The sequence below is a fragment of the Candidatus Neomarinimicrobiota bacterium genome, from assembly GCA_021157965.1.
GTDB lineage: Bacteria > Fidelibacterota > Fidelibacteria > Fidelibacterales > Fidelibacteraceae > Fidelibacter.
The window spans coordinates 13851-27957 of record JAGGVO010000031.1 but is presented as its reverse complement, the minus strand read 5'-3'; the positions used below and the strand labels follow the sequence as shown (position 1 = coordinate 27957).

13 protein-coding genes are annotated in these 14107 nt (G+C 45.7%); 1 reads left to right on the top strand and 12 read right to left on the bottom strand.

The features are described from left to right. Positions 1 to 10: 10 nt before the first annotated feature. From J7K63_03710 to rho, 12 genes are all read right to left on the bottom strand, one after another. Entirely contained in the window at positions 11 to 1357 is a 1347-nt protein-coding gene (locus J7K63_03710) for a diaminopimelate decarboxylase (GenBank protein MCD6234129.1), read from the bottom strand. A gap of 61 nt (positions 1358 to 1418) precedes the next feature. Beyond that, on the bottom strand, positions 1419 to 2465 hold the full coding sequence (locus tag J7K63_03705) for an ATP-grasp domain-containing protein (protein MCD6234128.1): 1047 nt from the start codon (positions 2463 to 2465) through the stop codon (positions 1419 to 1421). Then, on the bottom strand, positions 2452 to 2706 hold the full coding sequence (locus J7K63_03700; protein MCD6234127.1) for a PqqD family protein: 255 nt from the start codon (positions 2704 to 2706) through the stop codon (positions 2452 to 2454). The genes J7K63_03705 and J7K63_03700 overlap by 14 nt, the downstream gene beginning before the upstream one ends. Before the next feature lie 154 nt (positions 2707 to 2860). Next, entirely contained in the window at positions 2861 to 3562 is a 702-nt protein-coding gene (locus J7K63_03695) for a hypothetical protein (protein ID MCD6234126.1), read from the bottom strand. Next, a complete protein-coding gene (locus J7K63_03690; protein ID MCD6234125.1) occupies positions 3556 to 4170 on the bottom strand; it encodes an HAD family phosphatase in 615 nt (204 codons plus the stop codon). Before J7K63_03690 ends, J7K63_03695 begins: the two co-directional genes overlap by 7 nt. A gap of 2 nt (positions 4171 to 4172) precedes the next feature. Then, complete coding sequence (locus J7K63_03685) at positions 4173 to 5234, bottom strand: hypothetical protein (protein ID MCD6234124.1); 1062 nt, start codon at positions 5232 to 5234, stop codon at positions 4173 to 4175. A 104-nt stretch (positions 5235 to 5338) separates the two neighbouring features. Continuing rightward, entirely contained in the window at positions 5339 to 6052 is a 714-nt protein-coding gene (gene radC / locus J7K63_03680) for a DNA repair protein RadC (protein MCD6234123.1), read from the bottom strand. A 50-nt stretch (positions 6053 to 6102) separates the two neighbouring features. Further along, entirely contained in the window at positions 6103 to 6570 is a 468-nt protein-coding gene (gene dtd / locus J7K63_03675) for a D-tyrosyl-tRNA(Tyr) deacylase (protein ID MCD6234122.1), read from the bottom strand. After that, on the bottom strand, positions 6567 to 10013 hold the full coding sequence (locus J7K63_03670) for a DNA polymerase III subunit alpha (GenBank protein MCD6234121.1): 3447 nt from the start codon (positions 10011 to 10013) through the stop codon (positions 6567 to 6569). Before J7K63_03670 ends, dtd begins: the two co-directional genes overlap by 4 nt. 20 nt (positions 10014 to 10033) lie before the next feature. Next, the gene (locus J7K63_03665; GenBank protein ID MCD6234120.1) at positions 10034 to 10876 is read right to left on the bottom strand and encodes a geranylgeranylglycerol-phosphate geranylgeranyltransferase; all 843 of its coding nucleotides are present in this window, start codon (positions 10874 to 10876) and stop codon (positions 10034 to 10036) included. Positions 10877 to 10923: 47 nt separating this feature from the next. Then, entirely contained in the window at positions 10924 to 11619 is a 696-nt protein-coding gene (locus tag J7K63_03660) for a hypothetical protein (protein ID MCD6234119.1), read from the bottom strand. Positions 11620 to 11631: 12 nt separating this feature from the next. Beyond that, complete coding sequence (rho, locus tag J7K63_03655) at positions 11632 to 12873, bottom strand: transcription termination factor Rho (GenBank protein MCD6234118.1); 1242 nt, start codon at positions 12871 to 12873, stop codon at positions 11632 to 11634. Positions 12874 to 13366: 493 nt separating this feature from the next. Between rho and J7K63_03650 the strand changes: the two genes are divergently transcribed. After that, positions 13367 to 14032, top strand: coding sequence for a carotenoid biosynthesis protein (locus tag J7K63_03650; protein ID MCD6234117.1), 666 nt, complete (start codon positions 13367 to 13369; stop codon positions 14030 to 14032). The last annotated feature ends 75 nt before the right edge of the window (positions 14033 to 14107 follow it).

Sequence of the window (14107 nt, the reverse complement as noted above, 5' to 3'; positions counted from 1 at the left end):
AGTTCCTTTTTCAGGTCAGGTGATCCGGAAGATGCTCGCATCGGTTCAGGGTTTCGAGTGTTTCCTTATCTCGGATAATATGGGTTTTCCCTTGTGTATCAATCAAAATCACCCGGGGACGAAGTGTAATAAACTGAAGCCATTGAGTATTATTATATGCTCCAATCCTCCGGATAACATAAGGGTCTCCTTTTTTCAGAAGGGGGAACTGGATATGATCCCGGATAACATCAATATTCATGCAGAGGGGGCCATAGATTGTAGTGTCTTCCGTTTGTTCGGAAAGGTGTTTTGCCGGACGGATATCGTGTTCATACCAGAATGATGTAAAAAGGAGGTTCACACCCGCATCGATAATGGTGGCCCGGCGGCCATCGGCCAGGCGTTTGTTGGCAACCACAGTTCCTGCCAGCCAGCCTGCATCATCCACCAGGGCCCGACCGGTTTCCAGAATAAGCAGTGGTAAATGATCCGGTTTGAATTCCGATCTCATCAGGGCTGAAACAATGGCTTCGGCAAAATCATCAAATGAGGGTGCCGTATCACTGCCGGGATAATAGGCCCCTTTCAGGGTGTTTTTAGAAGCAAATCCACCACCCATGTCGATATATTTAATCGTGTGCTTGTATTTCCTTTCAATTCCGATAGCCAGATCTGCCAGTTTTAAGGCTGCCTTTTCGTATGCCTGAACCGTCATCATATATGTCCCGATATGTGTATGAAGTCCCAAAAGATCTATTTGCTTACTGATCATGATCCGGTTCAGGGCATCCCAGGCTTCTCCGTTTTCATAATTAAACCCGAAACGGTCCCACTGGGGATATATTCCTGTATCCATATTCACCCGGATTGCCACTTGGGGGCGTTTTTCAAGAACCTTGGCAAGCTCCAGGAGTTCATAAAGTTCATCAAAATGATCAATATGGATCAATGAGTTATTCTCAATCGCCTTTTTCAGGTCTTCCCGGGATTTATAGGGACCGTTAAAAATGATTTTTGAACCGGGGACTCCATTGATCAGAGCCTTATCGTATTCAAATCCGGAAACCACTTCAGCCCAGGAGCCCTCCTGGTGAAATATTTTGCACACGGCATTCAAATAATTTGTTTTGTAGGACCAGGCAAACCGAACTTTGGGATAGCGCGAGGAAAAAGCCCTGTATGCCTCTTTATATGTCTTCCGAAGCACCTTTTCAGACAAAACAAAGAGTGGAGAGCCATATTCTTTCAGGAGAGATTCAACAGAAATCCCTTCTATCTCCTCGATAGGTTCCGGTCGCCGGACCATGCCGTATTTACTTGGAAGTCCTGCATTAATTTTTTGAATCAGCGGTCTTTCAAAGGGTATTTTTTTCATTTTTTCATCTTTCATCATTTTATTTCAAGTCCTTATTTGGGTTGCGGGTTCTCCCCGCCTTCTATAACTCCCCCCGGGTGGTGAGTGACTGAAAATCTTGCAGAGAGCAGATCATATCATACGAGTACCGGATAAAAAGGATGCCCACGGTGTATGCCGTAAAGGTTTCAACAGGATATCCCAGTGCCAGTTTGACCAGGGCTTCGGGCAGGTTCTGTCCGGCTCCTACGGCAAGATATACCCAGGCAGGAAGGCGGGGATTGATTTCAATCAGATACAGCTCCTTTTTATCGGTCCGGATAAGCTCCAGTTCCATCCCGCCTCTCCATTTGGTTTGTCCGATAATGTGGCGGGTCAGGTCTAACATTTTGGGATCATCCAGGGTTATCCCGCCCCAGGCTTTTCCCTTATCGGTGATGTACTGCTTTTTCATGGGGACAGCTCCGACAGTATTACCCCGGCCGTCTCCCAATGCAACTACATTCACTTCGGTGCCACGGATATACTGCTGGACAACGATGGGCAATCCCCATTTGGATGCAATTTTATTGAAATAAATTTGAGCCTGTTCAAATGAGTAGGCAATGAATGCATCATAAAACTTCCCCTTGATTACCATGGGGTATTCATAATCCTCTTCCAGTTCTTTAATCTCTTGAATACTCGTTATAGCCCGGCTTTCAGGGACCTTTACCTTGTATTTTTCACCAAATTCAGGCAGGTTTGACTTATGTCGCTCTTCAAATTGTTGCAGTGTGGGTAAAAAAGTATGAATGCCAAGCCGCTTCAGTTCCGGTTCTGATTTCATAAAGGCATAAAGCTCCGAATCGAAATTGGGAATGAGCACATCTATGGATTCTTTAGCATGAATATCCCGAATCCGTTCCATAAGCACTCCGCTTCCTTCGGACGGATAGGGCACTTTGTAGCTTTTATCCACGTGGTCATGCATGTAGGCTCCGGGTTCCAGATTTTCATAAACCAGTCCCACAATCCGGGGCTCAAAATATTCAGAATCCCGGATACCGCGAACGACAGGAATTCCGGGACCCGGACTGTCAACATTATTCAGTCCGGAGACCGCAATAGTAATTTCAGCTTTCATCATCCTCTTCAATCAGTTGATATTGTTTTAGCTGTCCAAAGAAATCGTAGAGATACCGTTCCAGAACTCCTTTTTCCACATCGTATTTTTCCAGAATCCTGCCGGAAATGACTTCCGGGTCCAGTCCTTCCTTCAAAAAGGTTACGATTTCCATTCCAATCGGATTCAGGGTATAGGAATCTCCGCTTGTCGGATCAAAAATAAATCCTGTTTCGCTGACAGCAATATTTTTCTTCAATTTCATGGGAAGTCCTCCGGAAGATTAATTTTATCTATAGAATGCCCGAGAGAGCATAATGATTTTACACTTTTTTAATCATTTAAAAAAAATTAACTCATAATGCTAAATAAAACCGTGTTTTATAGCACATTACATAAAAATTTGGAGTTTCCTGGATTCAAATGCCCAAAATAATGAACCAATCCACAGCCACAAGCCAGACCCATCCCAGTATGGCCGAATAGAGAAAAGAGCGGGTTTTCCAGGCCACTACACCAAAGGTCAGGTGGAGGATAATGGACATGATACCTTCCATTTCAGAGGTTCCGATGTAGACCGGTGCGCCGACAAGGGCGGCAATCAGAATGGCTCCGAGAACACCCAATTCATCCTTCATAGCATGAAAAATAAATCCCCGGATAAAGGCTTCATAAGAAAAATAAAAAAGAAATGCCGTGAGATAATAGCGGAGAATCACCCAGATACTTTCCATGCCGATATATTTATACAGCGGATATATATCCTGGAACTCATACATTTGAGAAGCACCAAAGGCATAAAGCAACATAAGGGGAAGACCAATCCCCAGGGCAAGAAGTCCCTTTTTCCAATCCCCTAACCGAAATCCCATTTCCTTTATGTGGTAACCCATAACGCCGGTCCAGGTGAGGGAAGGGATAATAAAAAAGATTAAAACAGCCGAAAGCCATTGATAATAAACTGACAGCAGCGGAGCTGTTATGGTATTATTACTGAAAAAACGCTCATACGTACTCATGCGCCCATGATAAAAATAAAACACCGAGAGCAGGAGTCCTAACAACAGAGGAATCCACACATTGGATTTTGTCCGGGGAGTCCGGGGGGTCATAATTACCATCTCAATCCTCCATGATTCAGCTCCAGGGTTTTTGTGAGAAATGTTAAAAAAGACCCTTCGCTTTCCACCTGATATCCCTGCCAGCCTGCCTGGCGTACACCTTCGATATTGTCCTGCCGATCGTCGCAAAAAAGGGTTTCTTCCGGATGAATACCCAATACCCGGGCAGCGTGGCGATAGGTTTCAGGATCCGGTTTGCTCCGCTTTTGTTCATAAGAAAGGTAGACTTTATGAAAGGCTTTTCTTAATCCGACATGGGCATCGATGTTTTCAAAATCCACCACATTGGTATTGGATAAAAGATAGACAGGCATGTGCTGCTTTAAAAAATGAATCATCCCCCAAGTTCGTAAACGAAGGGGAAAAGCCGTATGAATTTGCCTTTCTAACTCATTCCGCCTGTCAGCAGGAAATCCGGTGTACTTTTCCAAAGCGCGAAAATAATCCTCCCGAGTCTTCTTTCCGATTTCAAAACCCCTGAAAAATGGCGAGTCGTAAAAAGCCTCGAAAGCTTTTTCATCAATACCCACTTTCAGACAAAAGCGGGGATAATCCACATCTACAACTACATTACCAAGATCCAGGACAAGATTTTTGATGTCGGGCATTGTTATTCTGCTTTTTCGGATTCGATTTTCTCCCGGACTTTATTCATTAGGGATTCAATTTCCTTTAATTTTTTTTCATCCGAAGTGCTCTTTTTGAGGAGTCCCAAAATCCGCAAAGCCGATGAATAAGCACCCTGTTTAAAATAAACCCTTGCCATGGTCAGCGTGTCAAAAGGCCCGGACATTTCCCGGTTCTCCTCATTTGACGTTTCTGCAAGGTTCTCGGGTCTTTGATCCTCAATATCCCGATGTTTCCGTTCATGGAGGGTCTTCAACAAATCTTTTAACTTGGAAGCCTCTTCCGAATCAGCCAGCAATTCCCTCTCTTCCAGCTTTTCTTCCCGTTCAATTTCCGCTTCTTCCTCAGGAGACAGGTGAATATCCAGAGCCGATTCTTTTTCTTCATCCTTTTGCGGCATTTCCGGTTTGCGTGTTTCTTTTTCAGATACTTTTTTCTTCAAATCGACAAGGATATCCCCCAGATAGGAGGATTCCTCCCGGGCAGGCATATCTTCCGGGGATGTCCGGGTGCTATCCGAAACGGATTTTGTTTTTTCCAATGTGATTGTATGAAGTATGGGATCTTCTTTCGATGGTTCGGGCTGCTTTTCCCGTTCCTTTTGGTCTGTGCTGGAGTGGGAGTGGAGAATCCGGGACACTTCTTCCGGTTTTTCATGCAGTTTAAGGGGTTCAGGTGTGATTTCAGCCAGACTTTTTCGTATTTCCTTCAGGGACGCCGTTTCCGGTTTTATCATTCCGATAAGTTCACAAAGATAGGCCTTTTCCCCGTCCGAAAGCATATTGTCCCGCATGTACAGCAGGGCTTCCGCCGCGGACACAAACCCGGGATCCTCATGAATAACATTCCGGAAATAATACTCAGCCATCTCAGAAGCCCCCGATTCCTGCTGGCATACTCCGTTCAGGTAGCGGATGACCACATGATCCCGAATATCCGCCGTAACATGTTTAATAAGATTCAGCCCCTGATCGGCCAGACCCTTTTCCAGAAAATGGCCCACGGATTTGTATATCTCGTGAATTCTATCCATGTATGTATGCATCGATCCTCCTTTGTTCCCCGGTCACCGGCCTGAAATCCGGGACCATTTTTTCCCATTCGTTGCAAGTTGCACCGTTCATCTCCCCATCTTTCACATTCTCCCTCTCAAATCAATTGTCTGTCCGCAAAACTGGTGAAATCCCTGTCAGCAATTATAATATGATCCAGAACAGGAATCCCAATAATTTTTCCGGATTCTACAATTTTTCGGGTAATTTCAATATCTTCCCGGCTTGGTTCGGGATTTCCACTGGGATGGTTGTGCATGAGAATCACTGCCGCCGCCAGGTAATCAATGGCAACCTTAAAGATCTCCCGGGCATGAACAACTGAAGCATTCAGATGCCCCCGGCTGATCACAATGTCCCGGATAATACGGTTATGGCTGTTCAGAAGAATCACTTTAAAAATCTCATAATTCAGAAGGCGAAGGGGCGGCCCGAACCGCATGGCGACATTCCGCGGATTCGTCATCTGAGGTTGATTGCTCAACGCTTCCGTTGCGGCAAATCGCGCTCCAAGCTGAAAAGCGGCAATGAGGGTCATCACCTTCGCCGGTCCCATACCTTTGATATGCTGAAGGGATTTTGCAGACATCCGTCCCAGGCCGGCAATTCCCCCGTTTTCCTGCAGGATTTTCCGGGATAAATCCACGGCGTTCAGGGTCGGTATGCCGGATCGAATCAAAATGGCAATCAATTCCGCATCACTCAGGGAATCTGCTCCGTATTTTTCCAGTTTCTCCCGGGGACGTTCTTCTTCCGGCCAGAAATGCAGTGCGGTGGAACGGTCTTTTAAATATTCGGATTTCTGTTTCATATCCTAAATTAGAACAACAGAAACCTTTTTCAAAGAACATATTATAATATTTATTTGTTTATGCGGGGCTGAAATTTCCTCTCGCTATCAAGAATAAAAGTAACGGGACCTTCATTCACCAGAGAGACAGACATCATCGCCCCAAAGCATCCCGTTTTCACCGGGATCCCGGTCATCCGGAGACGTTCACAGAAATATTCGTAGAGTTCCTCACCTTTTTCGGGCGGTGCCGCTTTTGTAAATCCGGGCCGTCGCCCTTTCAACCAGTCTGCACAAAGGGTGAATTGAGAAACCACCAGGCATGCTCCCCCTATCTCAAGGATATCCCGGTTCATCCGATTTTCATCATCTGCAAAAATTCTGAATCTTGAAATTTTTTCCGCCAGGTAATCGGCATCTCTTTTCTGATCTTCCGCCATAACACCCAGAAGAATCATCAAACCGGTGCCGATCCGACCTTTTTCTTCACGGTCGACGGTAACCGATGCACTGCTGACACGCTGTAATACTGCAATCATGCCATCAACCACACATTGGGTTTACCCAACATCTCCCGGAGTTTATCCAGCAATTCCCCTGAAGCATTCGCCCGGATATTTTGTACATGAATCACTTTCTCTTTCTGATCACTGCATACAATATGAAAAAAAATCTGCAATTTTCCCGGATACCGGTTGAAAAGGGATTTCAAATTATTCAGTATAGAAACATCCTCCGCCGTTTCATTCTTCATCCTCAGGTGGATTTGTTTCAGCTGGACATCCCGGATATGTTCTATGGGCTCAAGCGTATCCATGATAATGGAAATCTCATCCCGGTCACGATCCCGTTCAGACAATTTCCCCGTCACAAAGACCTTTTTATTTTCTTCAATCAGATCTTTATGCGTCATATAACTTTTATGAAATGCAATGACCGTGATGTCCTCTGTCAATGTTTCCAGTTTTAAGATGGCCCAGGGGTTGTTCTGTTTGTTGTATCGAATATTCCGGCTTTTAATGATTCCTCCGGCTTTGATAATCTCCGGGGGCTTTCGCGTGTCATCCCGGATCAGGTCAATATTGCTCACCGCTTCAATTTCATCCCGGAAATCCTCAAGGGGATGGCCGCTCAGGTAAAAACCGATGTGCTCTTTTTCCCGCTCAAGCTGGAAAGAGACATTCCATTCCGGAATATTTTCCAGGGGAGGTTCGGTTAAAACCACCTGCTGTGCCATTTCACCAAACAGATTCACCTGCGAATTATTTTTCTCCTCCTGATAACGCTGACCATAGGTAAGGGAAAGATCCACGGCATTCATTTTCTGAGCCCGGTTCCCCTCCAGAGAGTCCAAAGCACCTGCATAGATCAGGCTTTCCAGAGCCTTCCGGTTCAGTACCTTCGGATCCACCCGGCAGGTTAAATCAAAAATGGTTTTGAAGGGGCCACCCTCTTTTCGCGCGTCTACAATGGCATCCGACACCTTTTCACCAACATTTTTAATGGCGTTCAAACCGTAAACAATAGCATTGTCTTTCGTGGTGAAAAGGGTCTCGGAAAAATTCACATCCGGTGGAATTAACTCAATACCCAGTTTATGGACTTCATTAATCAATTCCACCACCCGCTTAATATTTGTCCGTTCACTGGTCAGGGAAGCGGCCATAAACTCTGCCGGATAGTGGGCTTTCAGATATGCCGTTTGATATGCCACATGGGCATAAGCTACACTGTGACTTTTATTGAAACCGTATTCAGCGAATTTGATGAGAAGATCATAGATATCATTGGCGATTTTCTCCGGGACTTTCCGTTCTTTGGCACCCTGAATGAACTGGATACGTTTTTCCTTCATGATATCCATCTTCTTCTTTCCCATAGCCCGGCGGAGCAAATCGGCATCTCCCAGGTCAAACCCGCCGATTTCCGAAGCAATCTGCATCACCTGTTCCTGGTAGACAATAATCCCGTAGGTATCTTTGAGGATGGGTTTCAAAAGAGGGTGCAGATAAGACACTTTTTCAATTCCGTTTTTTCGGGATATAAAAGCGGGGATATTTTCAATGGGACCCGGCCGGTAGAGGGCATTCATGGCAATCAAATCGTTGATGTGAGAGGGTTTGAGCTTCCGCAGATATTCCCGCATGCCTCCCGATTCAAACTGAAAAATGCCGTGTGTCTGTCCCTCACTGAATAAACGGAGCGTCTCTTTGTCATCCAGAGGGATGGAATTGATATCCAGGCCAATCCCTCTGGCTTTAATCATCCGGGTGGCATGATAGATTACCGTCAAAGTCCGGAGCCCCAGGAAATCCATCTTGATCACCCCGGCCTTTTCCACAGATTTCATATCATACTGTGTGATCAGTTCGCCATTGTTGTTCACGGCCACGGGAATGTTGTAATCTGTTAAATCGCCGGGGGCAATCACCACACCTGCGGCATGGACGCCAAAGTGGCGGTTCATCCCCTGTAAAACTTTGGCATGACGCCAGAGAATCTGGTACCGGTTGTCACTTTTCAGAAGGTTCCGGATATCCTCCGAAAGCTCTTCTGCTTTTTCCAGCGTCATGCCTAAATCATCGGGTATCAACTTGGCAATCCGGTCCCCTTCGGCATAGGTCATCCCCAAAACACGGGCAATATCCCGGACCAGTCCTTTGGCTTTCAGGGTACCAAAGGTGATAATCTGGGAAACGCTTGAGGTGCCATAGCGCTGACGGATATATTCAATGATTTCACCCCGGCGTTCATAACAAAAATCCGTATCGATATCGGGCATATTCACACGGCGGGGATTTAAAAAACGCTCAAAAAGCAGGTCATATTTCAGGGGATCAATATTGGTAATGCCCAGAGAATAAGCCACCAGACTGCCGGCAGCCGATCCTCTTCCCGGACCTACGGGAATATCATGTTCACGGGCATAGCGCATAAAATCCTGGGTGATCAGAAAATACCCGGGGAATTTCATGGAGTTGATCACATCCAATTCGTAATCCAGGCGTTTTTGATAGTCCTCCGGGATATGTCCGTCGGAAAACTTTTTCCGAAGCCCCTCTTCGCTCAGGCGTTTGAGATAAACAGCCGGATCTTTTCCCGGGACATCGTCCGGGATGGGGAAATTGGGCATGTGATATTCCCCAAACTTTAATTTTACATCACATCTTTCGGCAATTTTAACGGTGTTTTCAAGGGCTTCGGGAATATCCCGAAAGAGTTCCGCCATCTCTTCCGGGGACTTAAGATAAAAACTGTCCCCTTTGTATTTCATGCGGTTGGGGTCATTAAACTGCTTCCCGGTTCCAATACACAATAGAATATCGTGAGATTCCGCTTCTTCTTTTTTATTGTAGTGGGCATCATTGGCACATACAAGAGGCAGGCCGGTTTCCCGGTGAATACGAATCAGAGATTCGTTGGCCAGGGTTTCTTCTTCAATACCGTGTCGTTGAATCTCCAGATAAAAGCGGTCAGGAAAAATTTTCGCATATTCAAGGGCCGCTTCCTTTGCCGCTTCATAGCTGTGCTTTACCGCGAGTTCCGCAACTCTTCCTTTCAGGCAGGCTGACGTGGCAATCAAGCCATCATTGTATTTTTTCAAAAGCTCCATGTCCACCCGGGGGCGATAATAAAAGCCTTCCGTAAATCCCAGAGAGACCAGTTTCACCAGATTTTTATAACCGGTATTGTTCATGGCCAGCAAAACCAGGTGATTGTTTCCGAAACCTTCACCCCGCGTCGCTTTCCTGTCAAAACGGGATCCTACAGCAACATAAACCTCACAACCGATAATGGGTTTAATTTTGTGTTTCATACAGGCACTATAAAACTCAATGACTCCGTATAAAACACCATGGTCTGTCAGGGCAACTGCCGACATTCCCAATTCGACCGTCCGTTTTACCAGGCGTTCAATTTTCTGGGCTCCATCGAGAAGACTATAATCGCTGTGTGTGTGAAGATGTACAAAACCGGGCATAGTGAATCCTGTTAACCTGTTCAAAAATGAATACCGGCAAATATAGCTGCCAGACCTGCAAACATATCAATTTTCAAAATTTGAGACAAGAAGCCGTATCTGAAATTTTCACGGGGGATAAGAAGATAGATTGCCATCCCCGTCAGGGGAAGTCCCACCAGGGGCAGAACCAGCTTCAGGTAAGCACTGGAGTAAAAAGAAAATTTTACCGGGAAGGGAAGCACAAGGACCAGAAACAACAATAGAAAAGAGGTGATCATCCGTGTTTTCTTTTCCCCGATGCACACCGGCAGGGTCCGGGCTCCTTCGGCCTTGTCGCCTTTGATATCTTCCAGATCTTTGATGATTTCCCGGATCAGGGTATAAAAAAAGGCCAGCACTGCTGGCGTAATACCAAGTTTCACATTACCGTAAACCAGGCTGCAAAAAATAAAGACGAGTCCCAGTATGAACGCGATAATCAGGTTTCCCGTCAGGGGTCTGCGTTTAAAGCGGGCGGAGTAAACGATCATGAGGGGGGTTGTGATGAGAGCCGCAATGACAAAGGGAATCCATCCGGTATAAAGGGCGGATATATTCCCCATCGTAAAAGTTATGACAGCATAATGGCGGACATTTTTCCGGGACAGTTGTCCGGAGGGCAGGGGACGACGGGGACGGTTAATTCGGTCGATATCTTCGTCATACAGATCATTGACGGCATTACCGCCGGCGTTGAGTAAAACCACCGTCAACAGGGCGGAAAGCACCTTTTCCCACTGGGGAAAGGGGACAAAAAATGAGGCAGTCATCAATACCGTCAGTATGCTGAGAAGAAGGTTTATGGGTCTTCCCAGAACAATATATGCCTTTAATCGGGACATGAACACCCGCTCCTTTGGACAATATTTTCAGGTCAGAAAAAGTCGTTTTAATCTGCTGAAGATTCCGGTTTATACCTGGGATTACGGGATTTTCCAACACAGGAAATGGTTCCAAACCCCCGGCTGATGCCGCAACCCATGGCCAGATATTCAGGCAGATAGACATTGGATTGAAATTCTCCCGTAAAATACCCCATGCCGATCTCCGGGTGAACAGTGGGATTCAGCCCGTTAATACGAATGCGGCAGGATATTTTAAAACGGGGGGAATATTCGAATTCCTTCATCAGAAATACAATATTCTGAGAAAGCATTTTATTCAGAAAAGCCGTCCGTTCAGCTGCATACAAATACTTGTACCGGACCAGATTCTGACGGTTGAGTCCGACCCAGGGCGTTAAAAAACGGTACATAAACAAAGTCCCCGTTTTATCAAAACAGGAGCGATCATGAATGGTTTCCACGGATTTTACCGTCCATTCATGTCCTTTAACCCGGATGGTTTTCAGTTGTTCGACAAAAGCATCTGTTGTGTCCATAGCCTCTTTCATACCGACCACAACCGGCTTATTATCCACAATGGTGAAATGAATGCGGGGATAGATAACTTTTTTCCGTAATTCACCGTCGATATAGCTGCAGAAATCCGAATCTGAATATTTTTCCAGAACGGCGTTCCGCAGGGTATAGGCATCAGACATAAAGGGTTCGTCTACTGTCAGAATATGAGCTTTCAACTCCATAAGAAATCCAGTTCAGGAATTCATATTACGCAGGAAGTCTTTATTGGTCCGGGAAGCGGACATCTTATCCAGGAGAAATTCCATGGCTTCCACCGGACTCATTTCATTGAGGAATTTTCTCAATATCCAGACCCGGGCCAGTTCGGCTTTGGACATGAGGAGTTCTTCTTTTCGGGTTCCCGACCGGTTGATATCGATAGCCGGGAAAATCCGCCGGTCGCTAAGACGCCGATCCAGCACCAGTTCCATATTACCGGTTCCCTTGAATTCCTCAAAGATCACATCGTCCATCCGGCTTCCTGTATCAATGAGGGCGGTGGCAATGATGGTCAGGCTGCCTCCTCCCTCAATATTCCGGGCGGCGCCGAAAAAGCGTTTCGGCCGGTGCAGCGCGTTGCTGTCAATACCCCCGGAGAGGATTTTCCCGGAGTGGGGTACCACGGAATTGTGGGCCCGGGCCAGGCGGGTGATCGAATCCAGAAGAATGATCACATCATGACCGAATTCCACCATGCGCCGGGCTTTCTGTAACACCATTTCAGCCACCTGAACATGACGTTCCGGCGGTTCGTCAAAGGTGGAACTCACCACTTCAGCATCTACATTCCGCTGCATATCCGTCACTTCCTCCGGGCGTTCATCAATGAGAAGCACAATCAACATCGCTTCGGGATGGTTGGCCAGAATGCTGTTGGCGATTTTCTGCAAAAGAATGGTCTTCCCTGTCTTGGGCTGGGCGACAATGAGTCCGCGCTGACCCTTTCCGATGGGCGATAACAAATCGATAATCCGGGTGGAGAAATCTTTGGGATTCCGTTCCAGACTCAGACGTTCTTCAGGATGCAAGGGCGTCAGGGTTCCGAAGGGCCGGGTCATCTTGGCCTTTTCAGGATCTTCAAAGTTAATGGATTCCACCTTTAATAATGCAAAAAAGCGCTCATTGTCCTTGGGCGGACGAACCTGCCCACTGATAATGTGTCCCGTTTTTAAACCGAACCGCTTGATCTGAGAGGGTGAAACATATAAATCATACGGACTGTTCAGATAATGAAACCGGCTGCTCCGGAGAAATCCGTATCCATCGGGAAGAATCTCCAGAACTCCCTCTTCAAAAATATTTCCCGAGATCTCTGCCTGAGCTTCCAGAATTTTAAAAATCAATTCCATCTTTTTCATGTTCTGAACCCCGGGAACTTCAAAATCGGCAGCAATACTCTGCAATTGTTTCAGGGTCTTTTCCTGCAATTCTGATATGCAATACGACCTGTTGTCAGCATTGCCGGATTGTTCATTTGTTTTCACAGAAAAAATCCTTCATTTTTTTAAATGATTGATGGGTGATACACGTTTTGATTGAATGTCATGCCGTGGTAAATGTGTGCGGACAAGATATTACCAAAGTGATATTTCCATGTCAAGCACAAAAGTATGTACACACCGAAATTTGCGATTGTTCCCAACTGTTTGCTTAACCAGTAGGGGATTATAAGCATTATTTCATAAAATATCTTTACGTTTTTTAAATTTAACCGGTCCGATTCGTAACATATACCTAAAACCGGTGCTCTAAGGAATACGAAGGGCAAGAAATATACATAAAACACCTTATTTGTTCTGTTACTTTTTCTTACCTTTGGAATCAGGTTGGAGAAAACTCTTTATGCCGGAGAAATGGATTCTCTGCGGCTGGTGAAAAAGGCATCATCGTTTTGAAAGACAGGGTTGTAAAAAAAGAGGAAGACAAGAGATGAAGAAACAATTTTTACAAACATACGGACTCATTATCCTCATTTACACTGTCATGATTTTCGGGGGTATTTGGCATTTGGCAGGCCTTTTTCATAAAACCAGTCAAATCCTGTACGTCCCTCTCCTGGCCCTTCTTTTTTCCATGAATTTGATTTATTTTATCTCGCTCTACAGGGAAACATCTCTTCTGAATATTTTTTTCATTTGGACAGGCTTAATTTTCATCACTGCCATGGTGCTGGAAATCGTTGGCGAAAAAACCGGTGTCTTCTTTGGGCATTATGCCTATACCGATGCCCTTTCCCCGAAAATTTTCGGCGTTCCCCTCGTGATCGGCCTCAGCTGGCTTAACCTTGTCTTTGGCACCGTCCAATTAGCAAACCTGTACCTGTCCCAATATGCCTGGCCTTTCAGAGCTCTTTTTGCCGCATTATTGATGACAGGTTTTGACAGTGTGATGGAGCCGGCAGCCCGGGCGCTGGGATTCTGGTACTGGCAGAACTATACTGTCCCCTGGCAAAATTATGTGGCATGGTTTGCCTTTGGGTTTATATTCTCTTTTCCCTTCCTCCGGTATTTCCCGCCGGTCAAAGATCGGCAGTTGATTCCCCTGCATATCTTTTTTGCCCAGTTTCTCTATTTTGTTTTGGTAAACCTGGTCTGAAAGCGGGATATTATTTCCTGAAAGTTGATTGATATCACAAATTTTATAACTTAAACCCGGTATATTCTAATATAA